This is a genomic window from Serratia sp. 22264, assembly GCF_052045345.1.
GTDB classification, from domain to species: Bacteria; Pseudomonadota; Gammaproteobacteria; order Enterobacterales; family Enterobacteriaceae; genus Serratia; species Serratia plymuthica.
Window position 1 is genome coordinate 191281 of record NZ_JBQEOY010000003.1, and the last position, 26400, is coordinate 217680.

20 protein-coding genes and 1 pseudogene are annotated in these 26400 nt (G+C 57.9%); 13 read left to right on the forward strand and 8 right to left on the reverse strand.

The annotated features are described in order from the left end of the window. Nucleotides 1-335 precede the first annotated feature (335 nt). Nucleotides 336-644: pseudogene (locus ACTJJ1_RS14335) on the forward strand (helix-turn-helix transcriptional regulator); the annotation flags it as partial. On the opposite strand, the gene sbcC reads toward ACTJJ1_RS14335, so the two are convergent. Together sbcC and sbcD are read right to left on the reverse strand one after the other, a co-directional pair. Further along, nucleotides 641-3895: an exonuclease subunit SbcC gene (gene sbcC, locus ACTJJ1_RS14340; protein WP_440834179.1), complete on the reverse strand. Its 3255-nt coding sequence runs from the start codon at nt 3893-3895 to the stop codon at nt 641-643. The pseudogene ACTJJ1_RS14335 and the gene sbcC overlap by 4 nt on opposite strands. Next, on the reverse strand, nt 3892-5124 hold the full coding sequence (gene sbcD / locus ACTJJ1_RS14345; protein WP_440834181.1) for an exonuclease subunit SbcD: 1233 nt from the start codon (nt 5122-5124) through the stop codon (nt 3892-3894). The genes sbcC and sbcD overlap by 4 nt, the downstream gene beginning before the upstream one ends. Nucleotides 5125-5347: 223 nt before the next feature. Here sbcD and phoB point away from each other — a divergent pair, with 223 nt between their 5' ends. The 6 genes from phoB to proY all read left to right on the forward strand — a co-directional run bounded on the left by phoB (nt 5348) and on the right by proY (nt 12899). Further along, on the forward strand, nt 5348-6037 hold the full coding sequence (gene phoB / locus ACTJJ1_RS14350) for a phosphate response regulator transcription factor PhoB (protein ID WP_004949222.1): 690 nt from the start codon (nt 5348-5350) through the stop codon (nt 6035-6037). A 24-nt stretch (nt 6038-6061) separates the two neighbouring features. Next, nucleotides 6062-7378 (forward strand): phosphate regulon sensor histidine kinase PhoR, encoded by a 1317-nt coding sequence (gene phoR / locus ACTJJ1_RS14355; RefSeq protein WP_004949223.1) that lies wholly within the window; start codon nt 6062-6064, stop codon nt 7376-7378. A 16-nt stretch (nt 7379-7394) separates the two neighbouring features. Further along, a complete protein-coding gene (locus ACTJJ1_RS14360) occupies nt 7395-8333 on the forward strand; it encodes a PstS family phosphate ABC transporter substrate-binding protein (protein ID WP_020438537.1) in 939 nt (312 codons plus the stop codon). A 213-nt stretch (nt 8334-8546) separates the two neighbouring features. Next, nucleotides 8547-9653 (forward strand): cobalamin-independent methionine synthase II family protein, encoded by a 1107-nt coding sequence (locus tag ACTJJ1_RS14365; protein ID WP_440834184.1) that lies wholly within the window; start codon nt 8547-8549, stop codon nt 9651-9653. A 448-nt stretch (nt 9654-10101) separates the two neighbouring features. Then, nucleotides 10102-11421: a branched-chain amino acid transport system II carrier protein gene (gene brnQ, locus ACTJJ1_RS14370; RefSeq protein ID WP_006323899.1), complete on the forward strand. Its 1320-nt coding sequence runs from the start codon at nt 10102-10104 to the stop codon at nt 11419-11421. 71 nt (nt 11422-11492) lie between these two features. After that, entirely contained in the window at nt 11493-12899 is a 1407-nt protein-coding gene (gene proY / locus ACTJJ1_RS14375) for a proline-specific permease ProY (protein WP_440834186.1), read from the forward strand. Nucleotides 12900-12932: 33 nt separating this feature from the next. Here the strand turns inward: proY and ACTJJ1_RS14380 are convergent, their stop codons facing one another. Together ACTJJ1_RS14380 and ACTJJ1_RS14385 are read right to left on the reverse strand one after the other, a co-directional pair. Beyond that, nucleotides 12933-13196, reverse strand: coding sequence for a hypothetical protein (locus tag ACTJJ1_RS14380; RefSeq protein ID WP_041417309.1), 264 nt, complete (start codon nt 13194-13196; stop codon nt 12933-12935). 133 nt (nt 13197-13329) lie between these two features. Beyond that, nucleotides 13330-14595, reverse strand: coding sequence for a mechanosensitive ion channel family protein (locus ACTJJ1_RS14385; protein ID WP_004949232.1), 1266 nt, complete (start codon nt 14593-14595; stop codon nt 13330-13332). A gap of 248 nt (nt 14596-14843) precedes the next feature. Here ACTJJ1_RS14385 and malZ point away from each other — a divergent pair, with 248 nt between their 5' ends. Further along, nucleotides 14844-16667 (forward strand): maltodextrin glucosidase, encoded by a 1824-nt coding sequence (gene malZ / locus ACTJJ1_RS14390; RefSeq protein WP_440834189.1) that lies wholly within the window; start codon nt 14844-14846, stop codon nt 16665-16667. 65 nt (nt 16668-16732) lie between these two features. Here the strand turns inward: malZ and ggt are convergent, their stop codons facing one another. From ggt to ACTJJ1_RS14405, 3 genes are all read right to left on the reverse strand, one after another. Continuing rightward, on the reverse strand, nt 16733-18496 hold the full coding sequence (ggt, locus tag ACTJJ1_RS14395; RefSeq protein ID WP_208904681.1) for a gamma-glutamyltransferase: 1764 nt from the start codon (nt 18494-18496) through the stop codon (nt 16733-16735). 229 nt (nt 18497-18725) lie between these two features. Further along, on the reverse strand, nt 18726-19328 hold the full coding sequence (locus ACTJJ1_RS14400) for a peroxiredoxin C (protein WP_004949238.1): 603 nt from the start codon (nt 19326-19328) through the stop codon (nt 18726-18728). Between the two features lie 229 nt (nt 19329-19557). After that, nucleotides 19558-20139, reverse strand: coding sequence for an ACP phosphodiesterase (locus ACTJJ1_RS14405; protein WP_004949240.1), 582 nt, complete (start codon nt 20137-20139; stop codon nt 19558-19560). Nucleotides 20140-20259: 120 nt separating this feature from the next. Here ACTJJ1_RS14405 and queA point away from each other — a divergent pair, with 120 nt between their 5' ends. The 5 genes from queA (at nt 20260) to secF (ending at nt 25745) form a co-directional block, all read left to right on the forward strand. After that, the gene (gene queA, locus ACTJJ1_RS14410) at nt 20260-21330 is read left to right on the forward strand and encodes a tRNA preQ1(34) S-adenosylmethionine ribosyltransferase-isomerase QueA (protein WP_004949242.1); all 1071 of its coding nucleotides are present in this window, start codon (nt 20260-20262) and stop codon (nt 21328-21330) included. A 72-nt stretch (nt 21331-21402) separates the two neighbouring features. Continuing rightward, the gene (tgt, locus tag ACTJJ1_RS14415; RefSeq protein ID WP_004949244.1) at nt 21403-22527 is read left to right on the forward strand and encodes a tRNA guanosine(34) transglycosylase Tgt; all 1125 of its coding nucleotides are present in this window, start codon (nt 21403-21405) and stop codon (nt 22525-22527) included. Between the two features lie 33 nt (nt 22528-22560). Further along, entirely contained in the window at nt 22561-22893 is a 333-nt protein-coding gene (gene yajC / locus ACTJJ1_RS14420; RefSeq protein ID WP_004949246.1) for a preprotein translocase subunit YajC, read from the forward strand. 25 nt (nt 22894-22918) lie between these two features. Next, nucleotides 22919-24766, forward strand: a complete 1848-nt coding sequence (secD, locus tag ACTJJ1_RS14425) for a protein translocase subunit SecD (protein ID WP_071531432.1) — start codon at nt 22919-22921, stop codon at nt 24764-24766. A gap of 10 nt (nt 24767-24776) precedes the next feature. Next, on the forward strand, nt 24777-25745 hold the full coding sequence (gene secF / locus ACTJJ1_RS14430; protein ID WP_004949252.1) for a protein translocase subunit SecF: 969 nt from the start codon (nt 24777-24779) through the stop codon (nt 25743-25745). Nucleotides 25746-25822: 77 nt separating this feature from the next. Here the strand turns inward: secF and ACTJJ1_RS14435 are convergent, their stop codons facing one another. Beyond that, nucleotides 25823-26383, reverse strand: a complete 561-nt coding sequence (locus ACTJJ1_RS14435; RefSeq protein ID WP_440834193.1) for a DUF3251 domain-containing protein — start codon at nt 26381-26383, stop codon at nt 25823-25825. Between the last annotated feature and the right edge of the window lie 17 nt (nt 26384-26400).

Here is a 26400-nt window from a genome sequence, read left to right on the forward strand (position 1 = left end):
TCTGCCAGCACGGGGGCGTGGCTTAAGGGCCGCCTGAGCGCGCACCAAAAGTGGGCAGCGTGGCGACGAAACTGTGCTTTGTTGGTGATTTTTTGACCGGTGCAGCGGCGGGAGGCGGACCGGTAAGCTGGTACGGAAGTTGCTTACCTCCCTGCACCGTTACAACCACAGTGGAATACATCATGCCGACAGCGCTTTCCTGCCAGCCGGAAGCATGCACTCAGTTGGAAGCCGGTCTGACGCGGCGGGAGAACAAGAGGGAAGGCTATCGTTTCGACTATTCGGTGGAGCACGGCGTGATTTTGTGTCAACGGCGCAATGCCGAACTGACGCTGGTGGACCGTACCCGCGCCCAGGTGCGCCAAGCGCTGCTGAGCGGAGAACCGGTGCTGGAAATCATCGCCGAGAAAATGGGCCTGTCCGCCGGTTCGTTGCAGCGCCGCCTGCGTGAACAGGGGGCGACCTTTACCGCGTTGGTGGACAAGGTGCGCTGCGAGCTGGCGACTCATTATTTGCAGCAGCGCCACCTGCCGATTGCCGAGTTGGCGCTGCTGCTGGGGTATTCCGACGTCAGCGCGTTTTCACGCGCTTTTCGCCGCTGGTTTGGCATCAGTCCACGCCAGTGGCGGCAACTGCCGGCCTAACTTTCCAGCCGAAACTGCGGCTCCAGCCGGCTGATACCCAGTCCGTTGACCTTTTTCACCTTAATCTGCACCGGAATGCGTTCTTTCATCGCTTCGACATGGCTGATCACGCCGATGGTTTTACCTGAGGCATTCAGGCTGTCGAGGGCGTCCAGCGCGGTATCCAGGGTTTCCGCATCCAGCGTGCCGAAGCCTTCGTCGAGAAACAGCGAGTCGATGCTGGTCTTGTGGCTGACCAGGTCAGACAACGCCAGCGCCAATGCCAGGCTGACCAGGAAACTTTCGCCGCCGGACAGGGTGCGGGTGTCACGCAGCGCGTCCGCCTGCCAGGTATCCACCACCTGCAGTTCCAGCGCGTCGCTGGTTTTGCGTTGCAAGAGGTAGCGCCCGTGGAGCCGCCCCAACTGGTTATTGGCCAGGTATACCAGGTGATCCAGCGTCAGCCCCTGGGCAAATTTGCGGAACTTATCGCCTTCTTTGGAACCGATCAGCTGATTGAGGTAGCTCCAGTCGTCGTACTGCTGCTGGCTCTGGCTGATTTGCTCAAACAGCGATTGCTGATTGAGACGGCGTGCGGCGTCGCTTTCCAATTGGTTGCGCACTTCGCCCTGACGCAGTTGCAAGGTTTTCAATTGCTGCGCCAACGCCTCCAGGCTCTGACTCAGGGCTGGCGCGTCGGCCTGGGTTTCATCCAGCCCTTCCGGGCGCTGTTGCCGCTGTTGTTCCAGCGTATGAACCGCCTGTGCCAGCAGGGCGCTGGCCTCCACCTGCCGCTGGTGCAACCGTTCTTTATGCTGCTGCAATTGCCGGCGCTGTGCCTCATCCAACAGCGCGGCGCTGAATGCGGCTTCGTCGCTGAATTCGCTGGCGGCCAGTGCTTCCAGCCAGGTTTGTTCCGCCTGTTGCAGCCTCTCGCTCTGCCTTTGCTGCTGTTGTTGCAGGCCGGCAAGCTGGCCGGCCAGGCGATCGCGCTGTTCCTGAGCTTTCTGCCATTGTTCCGCCGCCTGATGGCTGGCCTGCTCGCAGGCGGCCAGTTGGGCACGCAGCTGTTCGCGCACCTGCGGAATGTGTTGTTCGCCAAACAGCGCCAGCCGCTGCGCGCGGTGTTCGCTCAGGGTTTTCTCGCCCTCTTGCCACTGTTGTTGCAAGCGCTGCTGTTGCAACTGCGCGTCGGCGTGGTTTTTTTCCAGCAGGGTGAAGCGCTCGTCCAGCAGCGCTTGTTGCTGTTGCGCTTGTTGCTGCTGCGCCTGGAGCTCGGCCAGTGCATCTTTCGCCTGCTGTACCGCCTGTGCTGCCTGCTCGTGCTGCGCCAGCCCTTGCTGGCCCTGGCGTTCTTCGTTGTCGCAGGCGTTCAGCCACTGGCTCAGGCGCTCGGCATCTTGCAGATCGAAATCAAACGCCAGCGGCGCGCTGAGGGTTTGCCACTGTTGGCGCTGGGCGGCGAGTTGCTGCTCGTCCTGCTCTATTTGCTGTTGTTGGCGCTGTTGCTGCTCCTTCAGGCTTTCGCAACGGGTGCGCAGTTCGGTGCCCTGGGTGTACAGCGCCTCGGTTTTGACGCGCATTTCCGCCAGGCGCAATGCCGTCTCGGACGGTTTTACCGCCTGATATTGCTCAATGGCCGGATGGCTGGCGGAACCGCATAACGGGCAGGGCTCGCCGCTTTGCAGCAGTGCGCGTTCGGCCTCCAGACTGACGATGCGTTTTTCCAGCTCAAGGGCTTTTTCCACGTCCAACTGATGCGCTTTTTGCTGCTTGTAGTGCCGCCGCGTTTCTTCCAGCTGTTGCTCATGTTCGCCAAGCTGCGCCTGACGGGCGGTAAACTCTTTGCGCTGTTGTTCAAGCCGCTCGCTGGTCTGGCGGAACAGCGAGGAAAGGGTGAACAGCTGCTGGCGTGCCGGGCGCAGCTCGGCCAACGCGGTCTGACGCCGGCGCAGCGCCGCCAGCGGTGACTGCGTTTCCAGCGCATTTTGCTGCTGTTGCTGCGCCATCAACGCCGCGTTAAGACCGTTAAGCTTCTCCTGATGTTGCCCGGCCTGTGCGGTCAATTGGCTGCGTTGAACGTTTAACTGCTCCAGATCCGTTGTCTGCTGATGGCACTGCCGGGCGGCGTTGTCGCACGCCTGCTGCAATTCCGTCTGCGTTTTTTGCAACTGAGCAATCTGGTGGTCGAGCGGGACGATCTGCTCGTCGATCAGCCGCTGCTGGATCTGCTGGCGCTCGGCCTGCGCCTGCTGCTCGGCGCGCGCTTTTTCCACTGCCTGCTGCAATGGCGCCATCTGCGCAAGCTGATGTTCCTGCTGCTGCGCCATTTGGGCGATCTGCTGTTGCAGCGCCTGCTGCTCACTGCGGCAGCGGTGACGGTCGTTATGCAGCGGCCGCAGTTTCTCCGCCGGTTCGCTGCGCGCCAACTGCTGCAACTGCGGTTCGGCCGCAGCCTGCTCCTGTTGCACGACGCTCAACTGGCGTTGGTATTCCTGCTGCTGGTGCTGCGTTCGCTGCCACTGTTGCAGCCAGTTCAGCGCCTGTTGCTGTTGCCGGGTCTGCCCGCTGAGGGCGGTTTCCTGCGCGCTCAGCTCAGCTAATTGGCTCTCCAATTGCTGACGCTGTTCGTCATTCAGCAGCTCAATGCCGCTGGCGCGTTGATGCAAGGCGTCCAGATCGGCTTTGGCCTGTTTGTGCTGCTCGAAAACCCGTTCGGAAAGTTGGCCGTAGATCTCGGTGCCGGTCAGCTCTTCCAGCAGTTCGGCCCGGTCATTGGCATCGGCATTGAGGAAGGCGGCGAACTGCCCCTGGGACAGCATCATCGATTTGGTGAAGCGGCCGAAATCCAGCCCGGTGATCGCGGCGGTCAGATCCAGCTTGTCGCGGACTTTATCCGCCAGGATTTTACCGTCTTCACGCAGCGCCAGCTCCACCTTTGGCGCTTGCAGATTGCCGTCCGGCGCATTTTTGGCGCGGCGTTGGCTCCAGAAGGCGCGGTAGCCGACGCCTTTGACCTCAAATTCGACCTCCGCCAACGATTCGGCTGTGTGGCGCGTCATCAGTTCGTTTTGGCTAGGTGTCACGTTAAGGCGCGGTGTCTGGTGGTACAGCGCCAGGCAGATGGCATCCAGCAGGGTGGTTTTGCCCGCGCCGGTTGGCCCTGTGATGGCGAACAGCCCATTGCTGGCAAAAGGCTCAGCGGTGAAATCGATCTTCCACTCGCCTTGCAATGAATTGAGGTTCTTCAGCCGCAGGCTCAGGATTTTCATTGGGTCGGCTCCTCGTCGTTGTGCCGTACGGCCTCGACCACCTGATGGAACATTTGGCGCATCCGCTGCTGGCGAGGCTCAGTGATTTCCGTCTCCTGCGCCAGCCGCCGCTCGAAGACCTCATCGACGCTCAGTTCGTTGAGCGTTTCCTTGTCCTGCTGTTCGAGGGCCTGGCGGCGCTGCTCTTTACTGCGGCGCAGCAATACCACCTCCACCGGCAGTTGATCCGCCAGCAGTTGAATACGGCGCTGAATGTCGCTGAGGTAATCCTGCGTGGCCACTTCGATATCCAGCCATACCGGCAGCTCCCCCTGATAATCGGCGAACTGCCGCAATTGTTGCTCGATCTGCGCCAAATCACCCTTGATCAGTTGCATTGGCTGGAAGCTGGGGATATCCAGTGCGGTGACCTGTTGCAGGGCGCCTTCGGCGAAATCCACCATAAACACGCTCTTGGGTTTGCCCAGCTCATCGAAACTGAGCGGGATAGGCGAACCGCTGTAGCGGATATGCTCGGATTTGGCGACGTTTTGCGCCCGGTGAATATGCCCCAACGCAATGTAGTCGGCCGGCGGAAACGCCTGCGCCGGGAAGGCATCCAGCGTACCGATGTAAATATCGCGCACCGAATCGGAGGTGGTAACCCCCACGGTGGTCAGGTGGCCGGTGGCGACAATCGGCAAGGTTAGCCCCAGTTCATCGCGGCGTGCGCAGGCCGCTTGGTAGAGCTGTTGATAGTGTTCCGCGATGGCCTCTTGCAACGCCTGCTGCTTTTGCGCGCCCGATTCGCCGGCGCGGCTGGTCGTCAGATCGCGCGGGCGCAGGAACGGGATGGCGCACAACACCGCACCCGGTTGGCCGTCGCGCTGGTTAAGTACCAGGATCTGCTGCCGGATGTCGCTTTGGGCGTTGGCGATCACCGTTGTATTCAGGCAAGAAAGCAATTCACGCGATTCATTCAGGGTTGCCACGGAGTCATGGTTACCGCCCAGCACCACCAGTTGGCAGCCGGTACGCTGCAGCTCCACCACGAAGCGGTTATACAGCTCGCGGGCGTAACTCGGCGGCGACCCGGTGTCGAACAGATCCCCGGCGACGATCAGCGCATCCACCCGTTGCTGTTCAATTTGCTCGATCAGCCAGCGTAAAAAAGCCTGGTGCTCGGTGGCACGGCTTTTGGTGAAAAAGTACTGGCCAAGATGCCAGTCAGAGGTGTGGATCAGGCGCATGACACTCCCGGGGCGATAAACTAATGGGGGGATTATAAAGGGGGCAGACTCTCCTGTCGTGACGCAATGATTATGACAACTGAATGATTTTTCTTTGAAGCTGGAAATAATCGCTATGCTTACTGGCTATAACAGGCTGGTTTTTTCATAAAAGTGTCACAAAACTGACGCATAATGGCGCCCGCAATCAACTGTGATCGCTAACACATTGGCAGGATTGACGATGGCAAGACGCATACTGGTGGTGGAAGACGAAGCGCCGATCCGTGAGATGGTGTGCTTTGTGTTGGAACAGAATGGTTACCAACCGTTGGAAGCCGAGGATTATGACAGCGCCGTGACGCGCCTGTCTGAGCCGTTCCCTGATTTGGTGTTGCTCGACTGGATGTTACCCGGCGGTTCCGGTATCCAGTTTATCAAACACATGAAGCGTGAAGCGCTGACCCGCGATATTCCGGTGATGATGCTGACCGCACGCGGTGAAGAAGAAGACCGGGTGCGCGGCCTGGAAGTGGGTGCGGACGATTACATTACCAAGCCGTTCTCGCCGAAGGAACTGGTGGCGCGCATCAAAGCGGTAATGCGCCGCATTTCGCCGATGGCGGTGGAAGAAGTGATTGAAATGCAAGGGCTGAGCCTGGACCCTTCCTCACATCGCGTAATGGCTAATGAGCAGGCGCTGGATATGGGGCCGACCGAGTTCAAACTGCTGCATTTCTTTATGACCCATCCGGAACGTGTTTATAGCCGTGAACAGTTGCTTAATCACGTCTGGGGCACTAACGTTTATGTGGAAGACCGCACCGTTGACGTGCATATCCGCCGGCTCCGCAAGGCGTTAGAGACCACTGGTCATGACAAAATGGTTCAAACCGTTCGGGGCACCGGCTACCGATTCTCAACGCGTTACTGATCGCGTCGCGCTGGAGAATATGCTGTGCTAGAACGCCTTTCCTGGAAGAGGCTGGCCCTGGAGCTGGCTCTTTTCTGTTTACCTGCCTTACTGCTGGGGCTGATTTTCGGCTATCTGCCCTGGCTGCTGCTGGCCGCCGTGCTGGCGGCGCTGGTCTGGAATTTCTACAACCAACTCAAACTTTCCCACTGGCTGTGGGTCGATCGCAGCATGACGCCGCCGCCTGGGCGCTGGAGCTGGGAGCCGCTGTTTTACGGCCTCTACCAGATGCAACAGCGCAACCGTCGACGTCGCCGTGAACTGGCGTTGTTGATCAAACGTTTTCGCAGCGGCGCGGAATCGCTGCCCGATGCGGTGGTGATGACCACCGTCGAAGGCAATATCTTCTGGTGCAACGGGTTGGCGCAGCATCTGCTGGGATTCCGCTGGCCGGAAGACAACGGCCAGCACATCCTTAACCTGTTGCGTTACCCAGAGTTCAGCCACTATCTGCAACAGCAGGAATTCACGCGGCCACTGACGCTGCAACTCAATAACGAGCACTACGTCGAGTTCCGCGTGATGCCCTATTCGGAAGGGCAACTGTTGATGGTGGCGCGCGACGTCACCCAAATGCGCCAGCTTGAAGGCGCGCGCCGCAACTTCTTCGCCAACGTCAGCCATGAGTTGCGTACCCCGCTGACGGTATTGCAGGGTTACCTGGAGATGATGAGCGACGAGGAGCTGGACGGCTCGTTGCGCGGCAAGGCGCTGGGCACCATGCAGGAACAGACCCGGCGTATGGACGGGCTGGTCAAACAGCTGCTGACGCTGTCGCGCATTGAGGCGGCACCTAACGTCGATATGAACGAGCGGGTCGATATTCCGCTGATGCTGCGGGTGTTGCAGCGTGAGGCGCAGTCGCTGAGCGGCGACAACCATGAGATTACCTTCCGGGTGAACGAGCAGCTCAAGGTGTTCGGCAACGATGACCAATTGCGCAGCGCGGTGTCGAATCTGGTGTATAACGCCGTCAATCACACGCCGAAAGGCACCCATATTGAGGTGAGCTGGCAACAGACGCCAAACGGCGCGCAATTCCAGGTCAGCGACAACGGGCCGGGCATCGCCGCCGAACATATTCCGCGCCTGACCGAGCGTTTCTACCGCGTCGATAAAGCCCGTTCACGCCAGACCGGCGGCAGCGGGCTGGGGCTGGCGATCGTCAAGCATGCGCTCAGCCACCACGATGCGCGGTTGGAGATCCTCAGCGAGCAGGGGATCGGCACCCGTTTCATCTTTACCTTGCCTAACCGGTTGATTGTTCCTGCAGCTTTATCAGAGAATGCGGTGAAAAATTAACGCGCGAGAGGCTGGCATGATCCGAATTACCCGATGGTTGTTGCTGTGCCTGGCGCTGCTGGCGAGCCGCGGCGCACTGGCGCAGCCGGACGGTATGCTGTCCGGCAACCTGTCGAGCGTCGGCTCCGATACGCTGGCGAATCTGATGGCGCTGTGGGCGCAGGACTTCAGTCAGCACTACCCTAACGTCAATTTGCAGATCCAGGCCGCCGGTTCTTCAACCGCGCCTACCGCACTGGCGGCGGGCGCAGCGCAGCTTGGGCCAATGAGCAGGCCGATGAAGGCGGCGGAAGTGTCGGCGTTCGAACACCGTTATGGTTATGCGCCGCTGGCCGTGCCGGTAGCGGTGGATGCGCTGGTGGTGCTGGTGCATCAGGACAACCCGTTGCGTGGCCTGAACCTGCAGCAGCTCGACCGCATTTTCTCCGCTACCCGGCGCTGCGGCGAAAGCCGGCCGCTGATGCGTTGGGGCGAATTGGGGTTGACCGGCAGTTGGCAACAGCGAGACCTCCAACGTTTCGGGCGTAACTCCGCCTCCGGCACTTACGGCTATTTCAAACTGCGCGCCCTGTGCGGCGGCGATTTTATGCCGCGGGTCAATGAGCTGCCCGGTTCGGCCTCGGTGGTGCAGGCGGTGGCCGGCTCGCTGAACAGCATTGGCTACGCCAGCATCGGTTTTCGCGCCAGTGGCGTGCGTCTGCTGCCGCTGGCGGAGTCGGGTGAAAACTATGTTGTCCCCAATGATACCAACGTGCGCAACGGCAGCTATCCGCTGTCGCGCTATCTGTATATTTACATCAACAAGGCCCCCAACCAACCGCTGGAGCCGCTGACCGCCGCTTTTCTCGATCGCGTGCTGTCCGATGCCGGGCAAAAGCTGGTTAATCATGACGGTTATCTGCCGCTGCCACCCGATACGCTGCGCAAAACCCGGCTGGCGCTGGGCCTGAAGTAATCCTCCAACGGGCGCCGAGTGGCGCCCAACATGAATATCTCTCAACACCAATGAAAATTATTCTATTGCCGCCCGACAAGCGGCGTGACAGGATGCCCCCCAATGGATTTTTTGGACGTCTGGATGTCCAAAGTAACTCAGCGTAATAGTTCACACTGTCAATCATTGAAGCAAAGAGGCCCGATCCTTTGCCTGTCACCGGGAGTCATAAATATGTGCGATTGCCACCACGCCTTTCACGCTGACGTTGTCGGCAGCCTGTTGCGCCCTGCGGCGCTGAAAACCGCTCGCCAGCAGTTCCAGCAAGGCGAAATCGATGCCGCCCGGTTGCGCGCGGTTGAAGACGAGCAGATCCGTTTGGCGGTGGCAAAACAGAAAGACCTCGGTTTGGCGGTGGTGACGGACGGCGAATTCCGCCGTGCGTGGTGGCACTTTGACTTCCTGGAAGGGTTGGACGGTGTGGAAGGTTATGATGCGGATCAGGGGATCCAGTTCAACGGCGTGCAAACCCGCGCACGCAGCATCAAGGTGGTCGGTAAAGTGGGCTTTAACCCCCAGCACCCGATGCTGGCGGATTTTCGTTTCCTGAAGGCGACGGCCGGCGATGCGGTGCCGAAAATGACCATTCCCAGCCCGAGCGTGCTGCACTTTCGCGGCGGGCGCAAGGCCATCGACAGCCAGGTTTACCCGGATCTGAATGCCTATTTTGACGATCTGGCGCAGACCTACCGTGATGCGATCAAGGCGTTTTATGATGCAGGCTGCCGTTATCTGCAACTGGATGACACCGTCTGGGCTTATCTGTGCTCGGACGATCAACGACGGCAGATCCGCGAGCGCGGTGAGGATCCGGATCGTCTGGCCAAGATCTACGCCGACGTGCTGAATGCGGCGATCGCCGGCAAGCCGGACGATCTGACCATCGGCTTGCACGTGTGTCGCGGTAATTTCCGCTCTACCTGGATCTCTGAAGGCGGCTACGAGCCGGTGGCGGAAATCCTGTTCGGCCAGGTGAATATCGACGCTTTCTTCCTGGAATACGACAACGAGCGCTCCGGGGGTTTTGAGCCGCTGCGTTTTATCAAACCCGGTAAACAGCAGGTGGTGCTCGGCCTGATCACCACCAAAAACGGCGAGCTGGAGAACCCGGAACAGGTGAAACAGCGTCTCGAGGAGGCCGCGCAGTTTGTCGATCGCCGCCAGTTGTGCCTCAGCACCCAGTGCGGGTTTGCCTCGACCGAAGAGGGCAATAGCCTGAGCGAACAGCAGCAGTGGAATAAGCTGCAAAGCGTGGTGAATATTGCCCGAGAGGTTTGGTAAGCGCACAGAACCCGTTCAGACCACGCGAAAACCGATCGTTTATTGGCGTTTTCGCGCGGTCTCAAGCCGGATGTTTCACGGTTTGTGAATGCGACGCTCAAAAATGATACAAATCATGTAGTGTATATTTATTGATAGCCAATATGATCGACTGGTGACAAAAGATTATCTGGTCGATAGCTCTGGTTTTTGTCACGCGACTTGCCTTTCAACGCTATAAACGTTTAACTTACCCCCCGTTGTCGGACTAAACCTCCATTTATAACTCCTAAAACTCTGTCCATCATCATGAGTGGTCAATTTCGAATAAGGACAAAACGCCGGACGTTACGCGTTTTCTGCTCTTATTGGTCTCACGATGAAAGGGCAAGCCGGCAACCGGGTGGGGGCATTACGCCACCACGATATCGGGTACTTTTTTTCATTTGAACAGGCAACACGACATCGTATGAGTCATCGTTTAACGTCAAAAGATATTATTGCGCTGGGTTTTATGACCTTTGCCTTATTTGTCGGTGCCGGGAACATCATTTTCCCGCCGATGGTCGGTCTACAATCCGGTGAGCACGTCTGGACCGCAGCAATCGGTTTCCTGATTACCGCAGTCGGTTTGCCGGTGATAACCGTTATCGCTCTGGCTCGCGTTGGCGGCGGTATTGACGCCCTTAGCACACCGATTGGCCGCAGTGCCGGTTTGCTGCTGGCGACGGTCTGCTATCTGGCGGTTGGCCCGCTGTTCGCCACCCCGCGTACCGCGACTGTGTCCTTTGAAGTGGGTATTGCACCGCTGACCGGCGACGGCGCCATGCCGCTGTTTATCTACAGCCTGGTGTATTTCGCGCTGGTAATCGGCATTTCACTGTATCCGGGCCGCTTGCTCGATACCGTGGGCCACGTGCTGGCTCCGCTGAAAATCGTTGCGCTCGGCGCACTCGGCATTGCGGCGTTGGTTTGGCCGGCGGGCACGCCTATTCCGGCTACCGAAATTTATCAGCACGTTCCTTTCTCTTCCGGCTTCGTCAACGGCTATCTGACCATGGATACGCTGGGCGCGCTGGTGTTCGGCATCGTCATCGTTAACGCTGCGCGTTCCCGCGGCGTGAAAGATGCCGGCCTGCTGACGCGTTACACCATTTTGGCTGGCCTGATCGCCGGTGTGGGCCTGACGCTGGTTTACCTGAGCCTGTTCAAGCTGGGTTCCGGCAGTGGCGTGTTGGTGCCGGACGCGACCAACGGCGCGGTGATCCTGCACGCTTATGTGCAAAACACCTTCGGTGGGTTGGGCAGCTTCTTCCTGGCGGCGCTGATCTTCATCGCCTGTATGGTGACTGCGGTAGGCCTGACCTGTGCCTGCGCCGAGTTCTTTGCTCAGTACCTGCCGTTCTCTTATAAAACGCTGGTCTTTATTCTGGGTCTGTTCTCGATGGTGGTTTCCAATCTGGGCCTGAGCCATCTGATCCAGATCTCTATCCCGGTGCTGACCGCGATTTACCCGCCGTGTATCGTGCTGGTGGTATTGAGCTTCACCCTGCGCTGGTGGAACAGCGCGACGCGCATCATAGCGCCGGTGATGCTGGTCAGCCTGTTGTTTGGTATCCTTGACGCGGTGAAAGCGTCCACCTTCCAGCACCTGTTGCCGGAGTGGACCAATCACCTGCCATTGGCTGCGCAGGGGTTGGCATGGCTGTCGCCTTCTCTGCTGATGCTGGTGTTGGTCGCGATTTATGACCGGGTTTGTACGCGTTCGGAAGTGACCGCGCACCCATAATCCCCCGGCTGAATTTTGGGCCACGGACTTGTCCGTGGCCTTTTTACGTTTAAAAAACACGGGTTATTTTCATGCAACAACAGTCACCCTCCGCCCCTGCGGCCAATAAGCTGAAGCGCGGTCTCAGCACGCGTCATATCCGCTTTATGGCTCTCGGCTCGGCCATCGGCACCGGCCTGTTCTACGGTTCGGCGGACGCCATTAAAATGGCCGGCCCGAGCGTTTTGCTGGCATACCTGATTGGCGGCGTCGTCGCTTTTATCATCATGCGCGCTTTGGGCGAGATGTCGGTCAACAACCCGCAGGCCAGCTCGTTCTCTCGTTATGCGCAGGACTATCTTGGCCCGATGGCCGGGTATATCACCGGCTGGACCTACTGTTTTGAAATTCTGATCGTCGCCATCGCCGACGTGACCGCGTTCGGCATTTATATGGGCGTCTGGTTCCCCGAGGTGCCGCACTGGATTTGGGTGCTGAGCGTGGTGCTGGTGATTGGTGCCATCAACCTGATGAGCGTGAAGGTGTTCGGCGAGCTTGAGTTTTGGTTCTCGTTCTTCAAAGTCGCCACCATCATCATCATGATTGCCGCCGGTATCGGCATCATCATTTGGGGGATTGGCAACGGTGGGCAACCGACAGGTATCCATAACCTGTGGTCCAACGGTGGCTTCTTCAGCAATGGTTTTATCGGCATGATCCTGTCGCTGCAACTGGTGATGTTCGCCTACGGCGGCATCGAGATCATCGGTATCACCGCCGGTGAAGCCAAGGACCCGAAAACGTCGATTCCCAAGGCCATCAATTCGGTGCCGTGGCGCATCCTGGTGTTCTACGTCGGTACGCTGTTCGTCATCATGTCGATTTATCCGTGGAATCAGGTGGGCACCAACGGCAGCCCGTTTGTGCTGACCTTCCAGCACATGGGGATTACCGTGGCTGCGGGCATCCTCAACTTTGTGGTGATCACCGCGTCGCTGTCGGCGATTAACAGCGATGTGTTCGGCGTCGGCCGCATGCTGCACGGGATGGCCGAGCAGGGCCATGCGCCGAAGATGTTCAGCAAGGTGTCGAAGCGCGGCATTCCGTGGGTTACGGTGTTGGTGATGATGCTGGCGTTGCTGTTGGCTGTTTACCTCAACTACATCATGCCGGAAAACGTGTTCCTGGTGATTGCCTCGCTGGCGACCTTTGCCACCGTGTGGGTGTGGATCATGATCCTGTGCTCGCAGATTGCCTTCCGCCGCAGTCTGAGCAAAGAGCAGGTGAAAAAGCTGGCGTTCCCGCTGCGCGGCGGCGTGTTCACCTCGGTGATTGCGATTATCTTCCTGGCGTTCATCATTGGCCTGATTGGCTATTTCCCAACCACCCGCGTTTCGTTGTACGCCGGCCTGGTATGGGTTGCGGTGCTGCTGGCGGGTTACTACTTCAAGATCAACCGTCAGAAAAAGCGGGCGGTGTTGGCGCCACAGCAGGATTGAAAATGAAAACACCGGCCATGAGCCGGTGTTTTTTTATCTTTTATCTTCCGTTTCATCGTCACCCGAGGCGCGTGCTTCAACGCGCAAACTACTGCCGCACAGTCGTTCTTCTTTGCCCTCGCCGGCGCAGCGCGCCAGCACTTCACGGATATCCTGCATGCTGCTGCTGAGGGCACTTAACGAGGGTTGCAGCGTGCGGCTCATGCGGCTTTCATCCAGCGAGGCGCTATGCAGGCAGCCGATAAACATCAGGGTGGCCAGCAGGGTAAACAACCGGTGTTTTAACGATTTCAGCAAAGGCGTCTCTTCTTCTGTGCAGTAGAGGAAAAAGCATTAACGCCGTTTTAATCGCAGAAGAAAAGCGCCTTGAGACATCTGCTGGCAATCGGCAGGGAATTATTACCAGCAGACATAATTATGTCAGCCTGCGTCAGGAAATGTCCGCCGCCGCTCGCATTTGGCTCAGCATGCTACGCATGTCGTTGCCGGTGGGCGTTTGATGCACGCGCAGATCGAACTCGTTAATCACCGCCAGAATATGATCAAAGATATCGGCCTGAATGCTCTCGTATTCCGCCCATACCGTGGTATTGGTGAAGGCGTAAATCTCCAGCGGCAAGCCCTCCGGCGTCGGTGCCATTTGGCGCACCATCAGCGTCATGCTCTGATGAATATTGGGGTGAGCGCGCAGGTAAGCCACCAGATAGGCGCGCAGCGTGCCGAGATTGGTCAGGCGACGGCCGTTGAGCGGTGAGCTGAGATCCACGGCACTCTGCTGATTATAGTGACTCAGTTCTTGCGTTTTATCGTTCAGATAACGCTGCAACAGCGGATTGCGATTCAGGCGCTGTTGCTCTTCCGGGGACAGAAAATGCACGCTGGTGGTGTCGATATTGATGCTGCGCTTGATGCGTCGTCCGCCGGATTCCGACATTGAGCGCCAATTCTTGAAGGAATCTGAGATCAGCGCATAGGTGGGAATGGTGGTGACGGTGTTGTCCCAGTTACGGACTTTTACCGTGGTCAGGCCGATGTCGATGACCGCGCCGTCCGCGCCGTATTTCGGCATCTCCAGCCAGTCGCCGATTTTCAGCATATCGTTGGCGGAAAGCTGAATGCCGGCCACCAGCCCGAGGATGGGATCCTTGAACACCAGCATCAGCACCGCAGTCATCGCACCCAGGCCGCTGAGCAGCAGCAATGGCGATTTGCCCATCAGCAATGAAACGATCATGATGCCGATCAGAATGGCGGCTACCAGTTTCAGCCCCTGGAAAATGCCGCGCAGCGGCAGTTGATTCGACAGTGGGCTTTGGCGCAGCACCGCCAATAGCGTATCCAGCAGCGAAAACAGCGACAGCAGGGCAAAGGCCATGATCCAGACCTGTGCGGCGGTGACGATGAATGCCTGCGTCTCGCCGCCGGCGTGCAGCCACAACACCGCTTGCAGATTGATGATGACCCCTTGCAGCAACAGCGCCATGCGCTGAAACAGCTTGTACTGGGTGAGCGCTTGTTGCCATACGCGCTGCGACTGCTGGCCGCGGCGCTGGATCGTCGCCAGCACCACGCGGTGCAGCACCAGATGAATGGCCACCGAAATCAGGACGATCAGCCCGAGCACCATCAGCAGAGACATCACCCCGCTGAATTCCAGCCCGAATTTCTCCAGCCACAGTGTTATCTGTTGTTGCATTATCGCTCCTTTAAAAAATGCGCAAAAAATATCCAATACACTCAAAAGACGTTAGCCTAATGGCTGCAGGCCATAATGTGCGGCTGTTTACCCTTTTTTACATAGGGTTGCCGTCGGCTGCCTATCTCCACCCCCCGGCTCCTCCCCGAGTTTAGCGGCCAAAGAGGAGGGGGACTTGCACTCAACGTGGCATTGTTCGTGGCATTGAATAACGTCGTCGATTTCGTTTTGTACAGCAGGAGAACAGTATGCTTAACGCCTGGCATCAACCGGTCCCGCCCTTTGTGGTGAAGAAGGGACAACGCCTGGATATCACGCTGTGGTTACAGGGTGATGATTTGCCTGAGAGGGTATTTTTACGCGCCGAGCCGGATAACGAAGAATGGCTGCTGATCATGAAAGCGCACAGCGCTGAAGGCCGGTGGCGTTATCAGGCCAGCCTGACGCTGAACGAAGGAGAGGCCACGCGGCGCTACTGCTTCAAACTGGTGTGGGCCGATCGTCAACAATGGTTCGGGCCTCAGGGGTGGTCGCTGATCCCGCCGGGCCAACTGGCGCAGTTTGCGCTCGACGAACCTGACCGCAGCCCGACCTGGGTGGCGGATCAGATATTTTATCAAATTTTTCCCGATCGTTTCGCCAGCAGCGGTGGTGAGCACGGTATTCAAAACGGCAGCTATCGCCATCACGCGGCCGGTTGCGACGTGGTGCGTCGCGACTGGCAGCATCCGCTGGAAGACCGGGATGCCGCTTCCACTTTCTATGGCGGCGATTTGGATGGCATCGGTCAAAAGCTGCCTTACCTGCAGAAACTGGGCGTCACGGCGTTGTACCTGAACCCGATTTTCACCGCGCCGAGCGTGCATAAATACGATACCGAAGACTATTACCAGGTCGATCCCTATTTCGGCGGCAATGCTGCCTTGCAGCGTTTGCGAGTGAGTACTCACAAGGTGGGGATGAAACTGGTGCTGGACGGGGTGTTTAACCATACCGGCGATTCCCACCCCTGGTTTGATCGTCACCAGCAGGGCGACAACGGCGCCTGCCACCACCCGGATTCACCGTACCGCGGCTGGTTCAATTTCTACCCTGACGGCCGGGCGCTGGACTGGAAAGGCAACGCCAGCCTGCCGAAGCTCAATTTTGCCGAACCTCAGGTGGCCGAGAGGATTTATCGCGGCGAGGGTAGCGTGGTGCGCCACTGGTTACGCCCACCCTACAGCATCGACGGTTGGCGGCTGGACGTGGTGCATATGCTGGGTGAGAACGGCGGTGCTACCGGCAATCTCCAACACCTTGCCGGCATTTATCAGGCGGTTAAACAGGAAAACCCGCAGGCCTACGTACTGGGCGAACATTTTGGCGATGCGCGCCGCTGGCTGCATGCCGGCGTAGAAGACGCGGCGATGAACTATATGGGCTTCGCCCTGCCGGTAAGGGGGTTCCTTGCCGGACTGGATGTGGCGCATCACCCGGTGCAGATGGATGCTGCGGACTGCGCGCAGTGGATGGACGGCTACCGTGCCGGATTGCCGCACGGCAGCCAACTGATTCAGTTTAACCAGCTCGACAGCCATGATACTGCGCGTTTCCTGACGTTGTTGCAGGGCAATCAGGCGCGCATGCGGATGGCGGCGGTGTGGCTGATGAGCTGGATTGGCGTTCCCTGCTTATATTATGGCGACGAGATTGGCCTGGATGGCGCCAACGACCCGTTCTGTCGCAAGCCGTTCCCGTGGGATGAAAATCAGTGGGATCAGAGTCTGCTGGCGCTATGCCAACGGATGGCGGCGCTGCGTAAACAGAGTCTGGCGCTGCGTCGCGGTGGTTGCCAGGTGTTATATGCTGCCGGTGAAACGCTGGTATTCGTGCGCCTTTATCAACGGGAGCAGGTAGTGGTGGCGTTACAGCGTGGCGGCAGCGGTGAAGTGGCATTGCCGTACAGCCCGCTGCTGGCCGCAGGCAAATGGCAGCGGCTGGAAGGGCATGGTGAGCTGAGAGAAGAGCAAAATGGCATGACGCTGCAACTGGGCGAAGAGTCGGTCACCTTGTGGCGACGGGTAGGCTAAGGCAGCGAAGGGGCCGATAAGCCGGCCCCTGATTAAGTTAGTGTGCGTTCACACTTCCCATAAGATCAATAGCCTACCGCTGAACCCGCCGGGCGGCGCACGTCATTGGCACCGTACAGATAACCTTCGCGTACCTTGCCGGAAACCGCAGAGTCGTTGCCGGAATTGGCCGGGCTGACGCCCGCGGCACCCGGCAAACCCACCAGAATCAGCTCGGCGGCGCCCCACGGTGTTTGCTCGACCATCTTGTAACCCATGCCGCCGAGGAGTTTCAGCGTATCGGCGGAGACGCCACGCTGCTCGTAATACACTTCGTCCGGCAGCCATTGATGGTGAATACGCGGTGCATCCACCGCTTCCTGCGGCGCCATGCCGTGGTCGATCACGTTCAGCGCGGTTTGCAGGGTGATGGTGATGATGCGCGATCCGCCCGGCGAGCCGAGCACCATAAAGATTTTGTTGTCTTTGGTCACCAGCGTCGGGCTCATCGACGATAGTGGGCGCTTACCGGGGGCAATGCTGTTGGCGGTGCCCTGCACCAGTCCGTAGAGGTTTTTCTCGCCGACTTTAACGGTGAAATCGTCCATTTCATCGTTGAGGAAGAAACCTGTTCCCGGTGCTATCACTACCGCACCAAAGCGGCCGTTGACGGTATAGGTGGTGGAGACGGCATTGCCGTCATGATCGACAATCGAATAATGGGTGGTTTCCGGTTTCTCGTGGGGTTCCATGCCCGGCTGCACGTTCTCTGACGGCGTGGCCTTGTCTGCAACAATTTTCTTGCGGATCTCTTCGGCGTAGCTCTTGCTGACCAAGCGATCTATCGGGTTTTTGATGAATTCCGGGTCACCGAGGTAGGTATTACGGTCCATATAGGCGTGGCGCATCGCTTCGGTCAGGGTGTGAATGGCCGCCGCCGAGTTGAAGCCCATACTTTTCAGATCATAACCTTCGACCACGTTGAGGATTTCGCACAACGTTACGCCGCCGGAGCTGGGTGGCGGTGCAGAAACGAATTTATAGCCACGGTAGCTGCAGGTAATGGGCGGCGTTTCGGTGACTTTATAATTGGCGAAATCGGTCGCCGTCAGGATGCCGCCGCCTTGTTTGGCTGCGGCCTCCACGGCCTGCGGGATCTTGCCCTTATAGAAGGCGTCCGGACCGTCTTTGGCGATGGCTTCCAGGGTGTTGGCCAGATCGCTCTGCACCAGACGGTCGCCCGGTTGCAGTGCGGTGCCGTCCGGGCGAAGGAAGATTTTGGCGGATTCCGGATCCTGTTTGAAGCGGGCGACGGTGGTGTCGAGAATATCGGTATCGGCACGGGTCAGTACAAAGCCTTCGCGCGCCAGTTTGATCGCCGGCCCCATCACCTGCTCACGGCTCAGCTTGCCGTATTTCTGGCGTGCGGTTTCCATGCCCAGCACGGTGCCCGGCACGCCCGCCGCCAGATAACCATACAGGCTGGCGCCTTTTTTCACGTTGCCTTCGGCGTCCAGATACATGTTGGCGCTGGCCGCCGCCGGGGCGGTTTCACGGAAGTTGATAAAGGTGTCGGTACCGTCGGCCAGGTGTACCGTCATAAAACCGCCGCCGCCGATATTGCCGCAGCAGGGGTTCACCACCGCCTGCGCATAGCCGACCGCCACTGCGGCATCGATGGCGTTGCCGCCCAGCTTGAGGATATCGACGCCAACCTGCGAGGCGAGATGTTGCGATGTCACTACCATGCCATTTTTGGCTTCGACCGCCGGGTTGGAGGCGGCATACAGGCTGCTGCTGACCAGCAGCGCCGCCATGGTCAGCGGCTTGCTCCATTTCTGTAAAAACATAGTTATTCCTACCCTGTCAGTGTTCTTATTGTGATTGGCTTGCCGTTTTACCCTGCAAAGAGCGAGCCAGCGTTATTTATAGTAGCTACAGGTGGGGGATTACGCGGTGTTCAGGGCCGAAAATGTGAGCGGAAACAGGGAAATAAAGCCCGAATGAGGGGCAGGCTGCCCTAAAAAAGAGCAAAAAAAACCGGCCTCGAGGGCCGGTTGATTCACTTGCAGGCTGAAATTACAGCTTGGAAGCGTTCTCGGACAGGTATTTAGCTACGCCGTCTGGAGATGCGCCCATACCTGCTTTGCCTTTTTCCCACTGAGCCGGGCACACTTCGCCGTGCTCTTCGTGGAACTGCAGCGCGTCAACGGTACGGATCATTTCGTCGATGTTACGGCCGATTGGCAGGTCGTTAACAACCTGAGCACGAACCACACCGTCTTTGTCGATCAGGAAAGAACCGCGCAGCGCAACGCCGGCTTCTGGGTGTTCGATACCGTAAGCTTTCTGAATTTCACGCTTGATGTCAGCAACCATGGCGTATTTCACTTCACCGATGCCGCCATTTTCGACAGGGGTTTTACGCCATGCGTTGTGAACGAATTCTGAGTCGAATGAAACGCCAACCACTTCAACGCCACGCTTCTGGAATTCTTCATAGCGGTGATCGAAAGCGATCAGCTCAGAAGGACATACGAAGGTGAAGTCCATCGGCCAGAAGAACAGTACGGCTGGTTTACCGTTCAGGTGCTTCTTAAAGTTGAAGTTTTCAACGATTTCGCCGCTGCCCAATACGGCAGCTGCAGTGAAGTCAGGGGCTTGACGAGTTACCAGGACCATAATTACTCCTGTAATAGGTGTTAAGGGGTTGATGTAAAAGCAAGGGCCAGTATAGGGACCAAGACTCGGCGAATAAAGGGTAAAAGACCAATCGATGAGATAGCTTTTACCTATCGAATTCGATGATTAAATTTAGCAAGCTTTAAAAGTAACCTTTTCCTGCAAAAGGGCAAGGCTTAAAACCCGATTTCTTGTAAAGCGTCGCATTTTCAATGGGTTTGGTTTGACGTTAAAGCTGTTTATCTTTTGCCTGCCGCATCATCTGCGGATAAAACTGCCAGAACTGTGTTTCAAGCTGATGATAGTGGCGCTCCACGTCGGCGAAGGAACCGGCCAGAGCGGCCAGGCGTGGGCGGCGGCTGGCCATGCCCGCCAGCACGGTGCCGATAAACGGCAGCTCGGCGTAGCGCTCCAGCCAACGTTCCTGCCATAAATACCCGTTTAAGTTCTGAAAGCGCGGCGGCGTCAGCGGCAAATGGGGCACGATCTGGCTGCGGGCTTCTTGGGTAAAGCTGTGCAGGCTGAGGGACGGCTCCAACTGCTGCCAGTGGCGTGCCAGGAAATGGTCCCACACCACGTCGAGCGTGATGGGCGCCACGCGGCGGTGTTCGTCACTGAAGAAGTCACGACAGACCTTCACCTGCGGCAGGCTGTCGGTCAGTACGTCGACGCGGCGGTGCATCATTATGCCGGCCACTACCTCGGGATTGTACTCGCCTGCGGGGTTGCCGCGCACGAAGTCGGCCAACAGGTTGCCCAGCAGCGAGCTTTCCGCCAACTGAGCCAAATGGAGATGTGCAAGGAAGTTCATCCGGGCATTGTATCCGAAGTCGTGCAAATCCTCCTTATTTCTTGCTGCTGACCGCCCGCGGCTTTAGACTAGGCCGCTTGTTTTTTACCAACCAGTCTTATATTGAAGAAGTGAATACCCATGCGCGTCGCCGATTTTTCCTTTGAACTTCCCGAGTCCCTGATTGCCCATTATCCTCAGCCTGAGCGCAGCGGTTGCCGTTTGCTGCAGCTGGACGGGCCAAGCGGGGCGCTGACGCACGGCGTATTCACCGATCTGCTGGATAACCTGGAAGCCGGCGATCTGCTGGTATTCAACAATACTCGGGTGATCCCGGCGCGCATGTTTGGCCGCAAGGTCAGCGGCGGCAAGATTGAAGTGTTGGTCGAGCGCGTGCTGGATGATCATCGGGTGTTGGCGCACGTGCGCGCTTCAAAAGCGCCAAAGCCGGGCGCTGAACTGCTGCTGGGCGATGACGAAAGCGTTGCCGCTACCATGGTGGCGCGCCACGATACGCTGTTCGAATTGCGCTTCAACGATGAGCGCGATGTGTTCACTATCCTCAATGCCGTTGGCCATATGCCGCTGCCGCCTTATATCGATCGGCCGGATGAAGACGCCGACCGCGAGCTTTATCAGACGGTTTACAGTGAGAAACCGGGCGCCGTTGCGGCACCGACCGCCGGGCTGCACTTCGATGAGCCGCTGCTGGCTGCGTTGCGCGCGAAGGGCATTGAGATGGCTTTTGTCACCCTGCATGTGGGCGCGGGCACTTTCCAGCCGGTGCGGGTGGAAACCATCGAAGAGCACGTGATGCACGCGGAATACGCCGAGGTTCCGCAGGAAGTGGTTGATGCGGTGCTGGCCTGCAAGGCGCGGGGCAAGCGCGTAGTGGCGGTGGGAACCACCTCCGTACGTTCGCTGGAAAGCGCGGCCAACGCCAGCAAGGACGCGCTGATTGCGCCGTTCTTCGGCGATACCAGCATCTTTATCTTCCCGGGCTATCACTACCAGGTGATCGACGCGCTGGTGACCAATTTCCACCTGCCGGAGTCGACGCTGATCATGTTGGTATCCGCCTTCGCCGGTTATAAAAACACCATGCATGCTTATCAGCAGGCGGTGGCCGAGCAGTACCGATTCTTCAGCTATGGCGATGCGATGTTCATCAGCCGTAACCCGCAGGCGGAACACGAGTCCGTCGGCGCCTGATTCCCTGGGCTGCGCATTTGGCGCGGCCCTGTTTTAACGACGCCAGACTGTTTCTCTGGCGCTGGAGGTTTTGTGAAGTACGAATTACAAGCAACCGATGGCCGCGCCCGCCGTGGCCGCCTGGTATTTGAACGTGGCGTGGTGGAAACCCCGGCCTTTATGCCTGTCGGCACCTACGGCACGGTAAAGGGCATGACGCCGGAAGAAGTGAAAGAGACCGGCGCGCAGATCCTGCTGGGCAACACCTTCCACCTGTGGCTGCGTCCAGGGCAGGAGATCATGAAACTGCATGGCGATCTGCATGATTTCATGCAGTGGCACGGCCCGATCCTGACCGACTCCGGCGGTTTCCAGGTATTCAGCCTGGGGGCGATGCGCAAAATTAAAGAGGAAGGCGTTTATTTCCGTAATCCGATTAACGGCGATAAAGTGTTCCTCAGCCCGGAAAAATCGATGGAAATCCAGTATGACCTGGGTTCCGACATCGTAATGATCTTCGACGAGTGTACGCCGTACCCGGCCGACTGGGATTACGCCAAAAGCTCGATGGAGATGTCACTGCGCTGGGCGCAGCGCAGCCGTCAACGTTTTGACGAGCTGAATAATAAAAACGCCTTATTCGGCATTATTCAGGGCGGTGTTTACGAAGATTTACGAGATGTTTCAGTAAAAGGGCTGGTGGATATCGGCTTTGATGGTTACGCTGTTGGCGGCTTGGCTGTAGGCGAGCCAAAAGAGGATATGCATCGTATTCTCGAACATGTTTGCCCGCAAATTCCGGAAGATAAGCCACGCTACCTGATGGGCGTAGGCAAACCGGAAGATCTGGTTGAAGGTGTGCGTCGCGGTATCGATATGTTCGACTGCGTGATGCCAACGCGTAATGCCCGCAACGGCCACTTGTTCGTGACTGACGGTGTGGTAAAAATCCGTAATGCCAAGCACAAGGATGATACTTCTCCGCTGGATAAAGACTGTGATTGCTACACGTGTCGCAATTACAGCCGCGCCTACTTGCATCATCTCGATCGTTGCAACGAAATACTGGGTGCCCGATTGAATACCATTCATAACCTGCGCCACTACCAACGCCTGATGGCGGGTTTACGCCAGGCTATTGAACAGGGTAAATTAGAGCTGTTTGTTACGGATTTCTACGGTCGGATCGGCAAACCGATTCCACCTTTAAACGCTTGAATTAATAATTGATAACTTAATGAGGGAATTTCAATGAGCTTTTTCATTTCTGACGCCGTCGCATCCGCAGGGGCCCCGGCTCAGGGAAGCCCGTACTCTCTGATCATTATGCTGGTCGTGTTTGGTCTGATTTTCTATTTCATGATCCTGCGCCCGCAGCAAAAACGCGCTAAAGAGCACAAGAAGCTGATGGACTCGATTGGCAAGGGTGATGAAGTGCTGACCACCGGTGGCCTGATTGGCCGCGTAACCAAAGTGGCTGACACCGGCATCATCGCCATTGCGCTGAACGACACCACGGAAGTGATGATCAAGCGTGACTTCGTGGCGGCCGTTCTGCCGAAAGGTACCATGAAGGCCCTGTAATTTTGTTTTCCCGAAGGGAATTGCCGTGCTAAACCGTTATCCTTTGTGGAAGTATCTGATGCTGATCGTGGTGATCATCGTCGGTCTGCTTTATGCGCTTCCCAACCTCTATGGTGAGGATCCGGCTGTACAAATCACTGGCGCGCGCGGTGTCGCCGCCAGTGAAACTACGCTGGACCAAGTCCGTACCGTATTAGAAAAAGACAATATCGCGAGCAAGTCGATTGCGTTGGAAAATGGCGCCATCCTGGCTCGCTTTAAAGATCCTGACGTTCAGTTGCGTGCCCGTGAAGCCTTGATGGCGGAGCTGGGCGACAAGTTCGTCGTCGCGCTGAACCTGGCTCCGGCCACGCCGGCCTGGTTGGCCATGTTGGGCGCCGAGCCGATGAAGCTGGGCCTGGACCTGCGTGGTGGCGTGCACTTCCTGATGGAAGTGGACATGGACACCGCGCTGGGCAAGCTGCAGGAACAAACCATGGATACCCTGCGCAGCGAATTGCGTGAAAAGGGCATTCCTTATGCGTCTATCCGCAAGCTGGACAACAACGGCGTGGAAGTTCGCTTCCGTGACGATGCCGCTCGCGATCAGGCCATCAGCTACATTACCCCGCGTCAGCGCGATCTGGTGCTTTCCGCCAATGGCACCAATACCCTGAAAGCCAGCCTGACGGATGCTCGTCTGAGCGAAGCGCGCGAATATGCGGTGCAGCAGAACATCACTATCCTGCGTAACCGCGTCAACCAGCTCGGCGTTGCCGAACCGCTGGTGCAGCGCCAGGGCTCTGACCGTATCGTGGTTGAATTGCCGGGTATCCAGGACACCGCACGCGCCAAAGAGATTCTGGGCGCTACCGCTACGCTGGAATTCCGTCTGGTCAACACCAACGCGGATGCGACAGCCGCGGCCAACGGCCGTGTACCAGGTGATTCCGAGGTGAAAAACACGCGCGAAGGCCAGCCGGTAGTGCTGTATAAGCGTGTGATCCTGACCGGTGACCACATCACCGACTCCACCTCCAGCACCGACGAATACAACCAGCCGCAGGTTAATATCTCGCTCGACAGCGCCGGCGGCACGTCAATGTCCAACTTCACCAAGGACAACATCGGCAAACCGATGGCGACCCTGTTCGTGGAATATAAGGACAGCGGCAAGAAAGACGCCAACGGCCGTGCGATTCTGGTGAAGCAGGAAGAAGTGATCAACGTGGCGAACATTCAGTCACGCTTGGGCAACAGCTTCCGTATCACCGGTATCGGCAACCCGAACGAAGCACGTCAGCTCTCGCTGCTGCTGCGCGCCGGTGCGCTGATTGCACCTATCCAGATCGTGGAAGAACGTACTATCGGCCCAACCCTGGGGCAACAGAACATTACCCAAGGTCTGGAAGCCTGTCTGTGGGGCCTGGTGGCTTCCATCGTGTTCATGGTGGTTTGGTACCGTAAGTTCGGCATGATCGCCACGACGGCGCTGGTGGCCAACCTGGTGCTGATTGTCGGCGTGATGTCCCTGTTGCCGGGGGCGACGCTGACCATGCCGGGCATTGCCGGTATCGTGCTGACGCTGGCGGTGGCGGTCGACGCCAACGTACTGATAAACGAACGTATCAAGGAAGAGCTGAAGAATGGACGCTCCATTCAACAGGCGATCCATGAAGGCTATAAAGGCGCGTTCTCCAGTATTGTTGACGCCAACATCACTACCCTGATCACCGCCATCATTCTGTACGCAGTGGGCACCGGTTCGATCAAGGGCTTTGCGATTACGACCGCAATCGGTGTGGCGACGTCCATGTTCACCGCGATTGTCGGTACCCGTGCCATCGTCAACCTGCTTTACGGCGGCAAACGCATTAACAAGCTGTCTATCTGAGGAGTGCGTTGTGGCACAGGATTATACTGTTGAACAACTCAACTACGGCCGTAAAGTCTATGACTTTATGCGCTGGGATTACGTGGCCTTCGGCATCTCATTGCTGCTGTTGGTCGCGTCAATCGCCACCATGTCGGTACGCGGGTTTAACTGGGGTCTGGATTTTACCGGCGGTACGGTAATCGAAATCAGCCTGGAAAAGCCGGCTAACCTCGATCTGATGCGCGATACGCTGGAAAAAGCCGGGTTCCAGGACCCGATTATTCAGAACTTCGGCAGCAGCCGTGACGTGATGGTGCGTATGCCACCGGCGACCGGCACTGCAGGCCAGGAACTGGGCAATAAAGTGATCGGCGTGATCAACGGCGCGGTGGATAAAAACGCCACCGTGAAGCGTATCGAGTTCGTCGGCCCGAGCGTGGGCAGTGAACTGGCGCAGACCGGCGGCATGGCGTTGCTGGTGGCGTTGATCTGTATCCTGATCTACGTCGGTTTCCGCTTCGAATGGCGCCTGGCGCTGGGGGCGGTTATTGCGCTGGCGCACGACGTGATCATCACTATGGGCGTGCTGTCGCTGTTCCATATCGAGATTGACCTGACCATTGTCGCATCGTTGATGTCGGTTATCGGTTACTCGCTGAACGACAGTATCGTGGTTTCCGACCGTATTCGTGAGAACTTCCGCAAGATCCGTCGCGGAACGCCTTACGAAATCATGAACGTGTCGTTGACCCAAACGTTGAGCCGTACATTGATGACCTCCGGTACCACCTTGATGGTGGTGCTGATGCTGTACATCTTCGGTGGCGCCATGCTGCAGGGCTTCTCGTTGGCGATGCTGATCGGCGTGTCTATCGGTACCGTATCCTCTATCTACGTAGCGTCCGCGCTGGCGTTGAAACTGGGTATGAAACGCGAGCACATGCTGCAACAGAAAGTGGAAAAAGAGGGCGCAGATCAGCCTTCGATTCTGCCTTAATACACTGATTTTTCGGTGAAATAAAAAGGAGTGCCGTTTGGCGCTCCTTTTTTTTGCCTGCGGCGAGGGAGTGCGGATCAGTGTTGCTGTACCACCGCCGGTTGGGCGGTCGGAACGATACTGTGCAGCCGGACAAAGCCCAGTTGCTCCGGCGTCAGGCCGCTAAAGCGCAGTTCGAAATTCTGCTCCGGCTTCGGCAACAGCGAGTCTGCACTGGCGACCGGTTGTGACAGCGAGTCGGCGGTTAGCGGTTTACCGGTGACGGCATCCAGTTGCCCCCATTCCACCACCGCTTTAAATGCCGGCAGCGAAGCCTGCGAGAGCGTGCGAACGTGCAGCAATGCCTGGGTGCCGTTGGCTTCGGCTTTTACGTGGCTGAGCGACACGCTCAGTTCGCCGATGCTGCTTTGCAGGCGCGCGGCGTTATTGGCCGCAGGCAGCAGGTAGACGCCGCTGGTAGAGCTCTGATTCAGCTGGTTCTGCTGTTCCAGCACGGTGGCTTGCTGGGTCAGCGTAGTTAATTTCTGATTCAGTTCAACCACCTGGTGGCGGAGCTTCGGCACCTCGTGAGTTTGCGCACAGCCCGCCAGCAGAATAAGCGCGCTGAGCAGGAAAACTTTCGGATAAGGGGTTGTCATGGCGGCGATTTCCTATT

Excerpts from the sequence above, each read along its gene's own strand:
- phoB (WP_004949222.1), top strand. The coding sequence starts at position 5,348 with ATGGCAAGACGCATACTGGTGGTGGAAGACGAAGCGCCGATCCGTGAG.
- ACTJJ1_RS14435 (WP_440834193.1), bottom strand. The coding sequence starts at position 26,383 with ATGACAACCCCTTATCCGAAAGTTTTCCTGCTCAGCGCGCTTATTCTG.
- yajC (WP_004949246.1), top strand. The coding sequence starts at position 22,561 with ATGAGCTTTTTCATTTCTGACGCCGTCGCATCCGCAGGGGCCCCGGCT.
- ggt (WP_208904681.1), bottom strand. The coding sequence starts at position 18,496 with ATGTTTTTACAGAAATGGAGCAAGCCGCTGACCATGGCGGCGCTGCTG.
- sbcC (WP_440834179.1), bottom strand. The coding sequence starts at position 3,895 with ATGAAAATCCTGAGCCTGCGGCTGAAGAACCTCAATTCATTGCAAGGC.
- ACTJJ1_RS14385 (WP_004949232.1), bottom strand. The coding sequence starts at position 14,595 with ATGCAACAACAGATAACACTGTGGCTGGAGAAATTCGGGCTGGAATTC.
- ACTJJ1_RS14360 (WP_020438537.1), top strand. The coding sequence starts at position 7,395 with ATGATCCGAATTACCCGATGGTTGTTGCTGTGCCTGGCGCTGCTGGCG.
- ACTJJ1_RS14405 (WP_004949240.1), bottom strand. The coding sequence starts at position 20,139 with ATGAACTTCCTTGCACATCTCCATTTGGCTCAGTTGGCGGAAAGCTCG.
- brnQ (WP_006323899.1), top strand. The coding sequence starts at position 10,102 with ATGAGTCATCGTTTAACGTCAAAAGATATTATTGCGCTGGGTTTTATG.
- sbcD (WP_440834181.1), bottom strand. The coding sequence starts at position 5,124 with ATGCGCCTGATCCACACCTCTGACTGGCATCTTGGCCAGTACTTTTTC.
- ACTJJ1_RS14365 (WP_440834184.1), top strand. The coding sequence starts at position 8,547 with ATGTGCGATTGCCACCACGCCTTTCACGCTGACGTTGTCGGCAGCCTG.
- proY (WP_440834186.1), top strand. The coding sequence starts at position 11,493 with ATGCAACAACAGTCACCCTCCGCCCCTGCGGCCAATAAGCTGAAGCGC.
- malZ (WP_440834189.1), top strand. The coding sequence starts at position 14,844 with ATGCTTAACGCCTGGCATCAACCGGTCCCGCCCTTTGTGGTGAAGAAG.
- queA (WP_004949242.1), top strand. The coding sequence starts at position 20,260 with ATGCGCGTCGCCGATTTTTCCTTTGAACTTCCCGAGTCCCTGATTGCC.
- ACTJJ1_RS14400 (WP_004949238.1), bottom strand. The coding sequence starts at position 19,328 with ATGGTCCTGGTAACTCGTCAAGCCCCTGACTTCACTGCAGCTGCCGTA.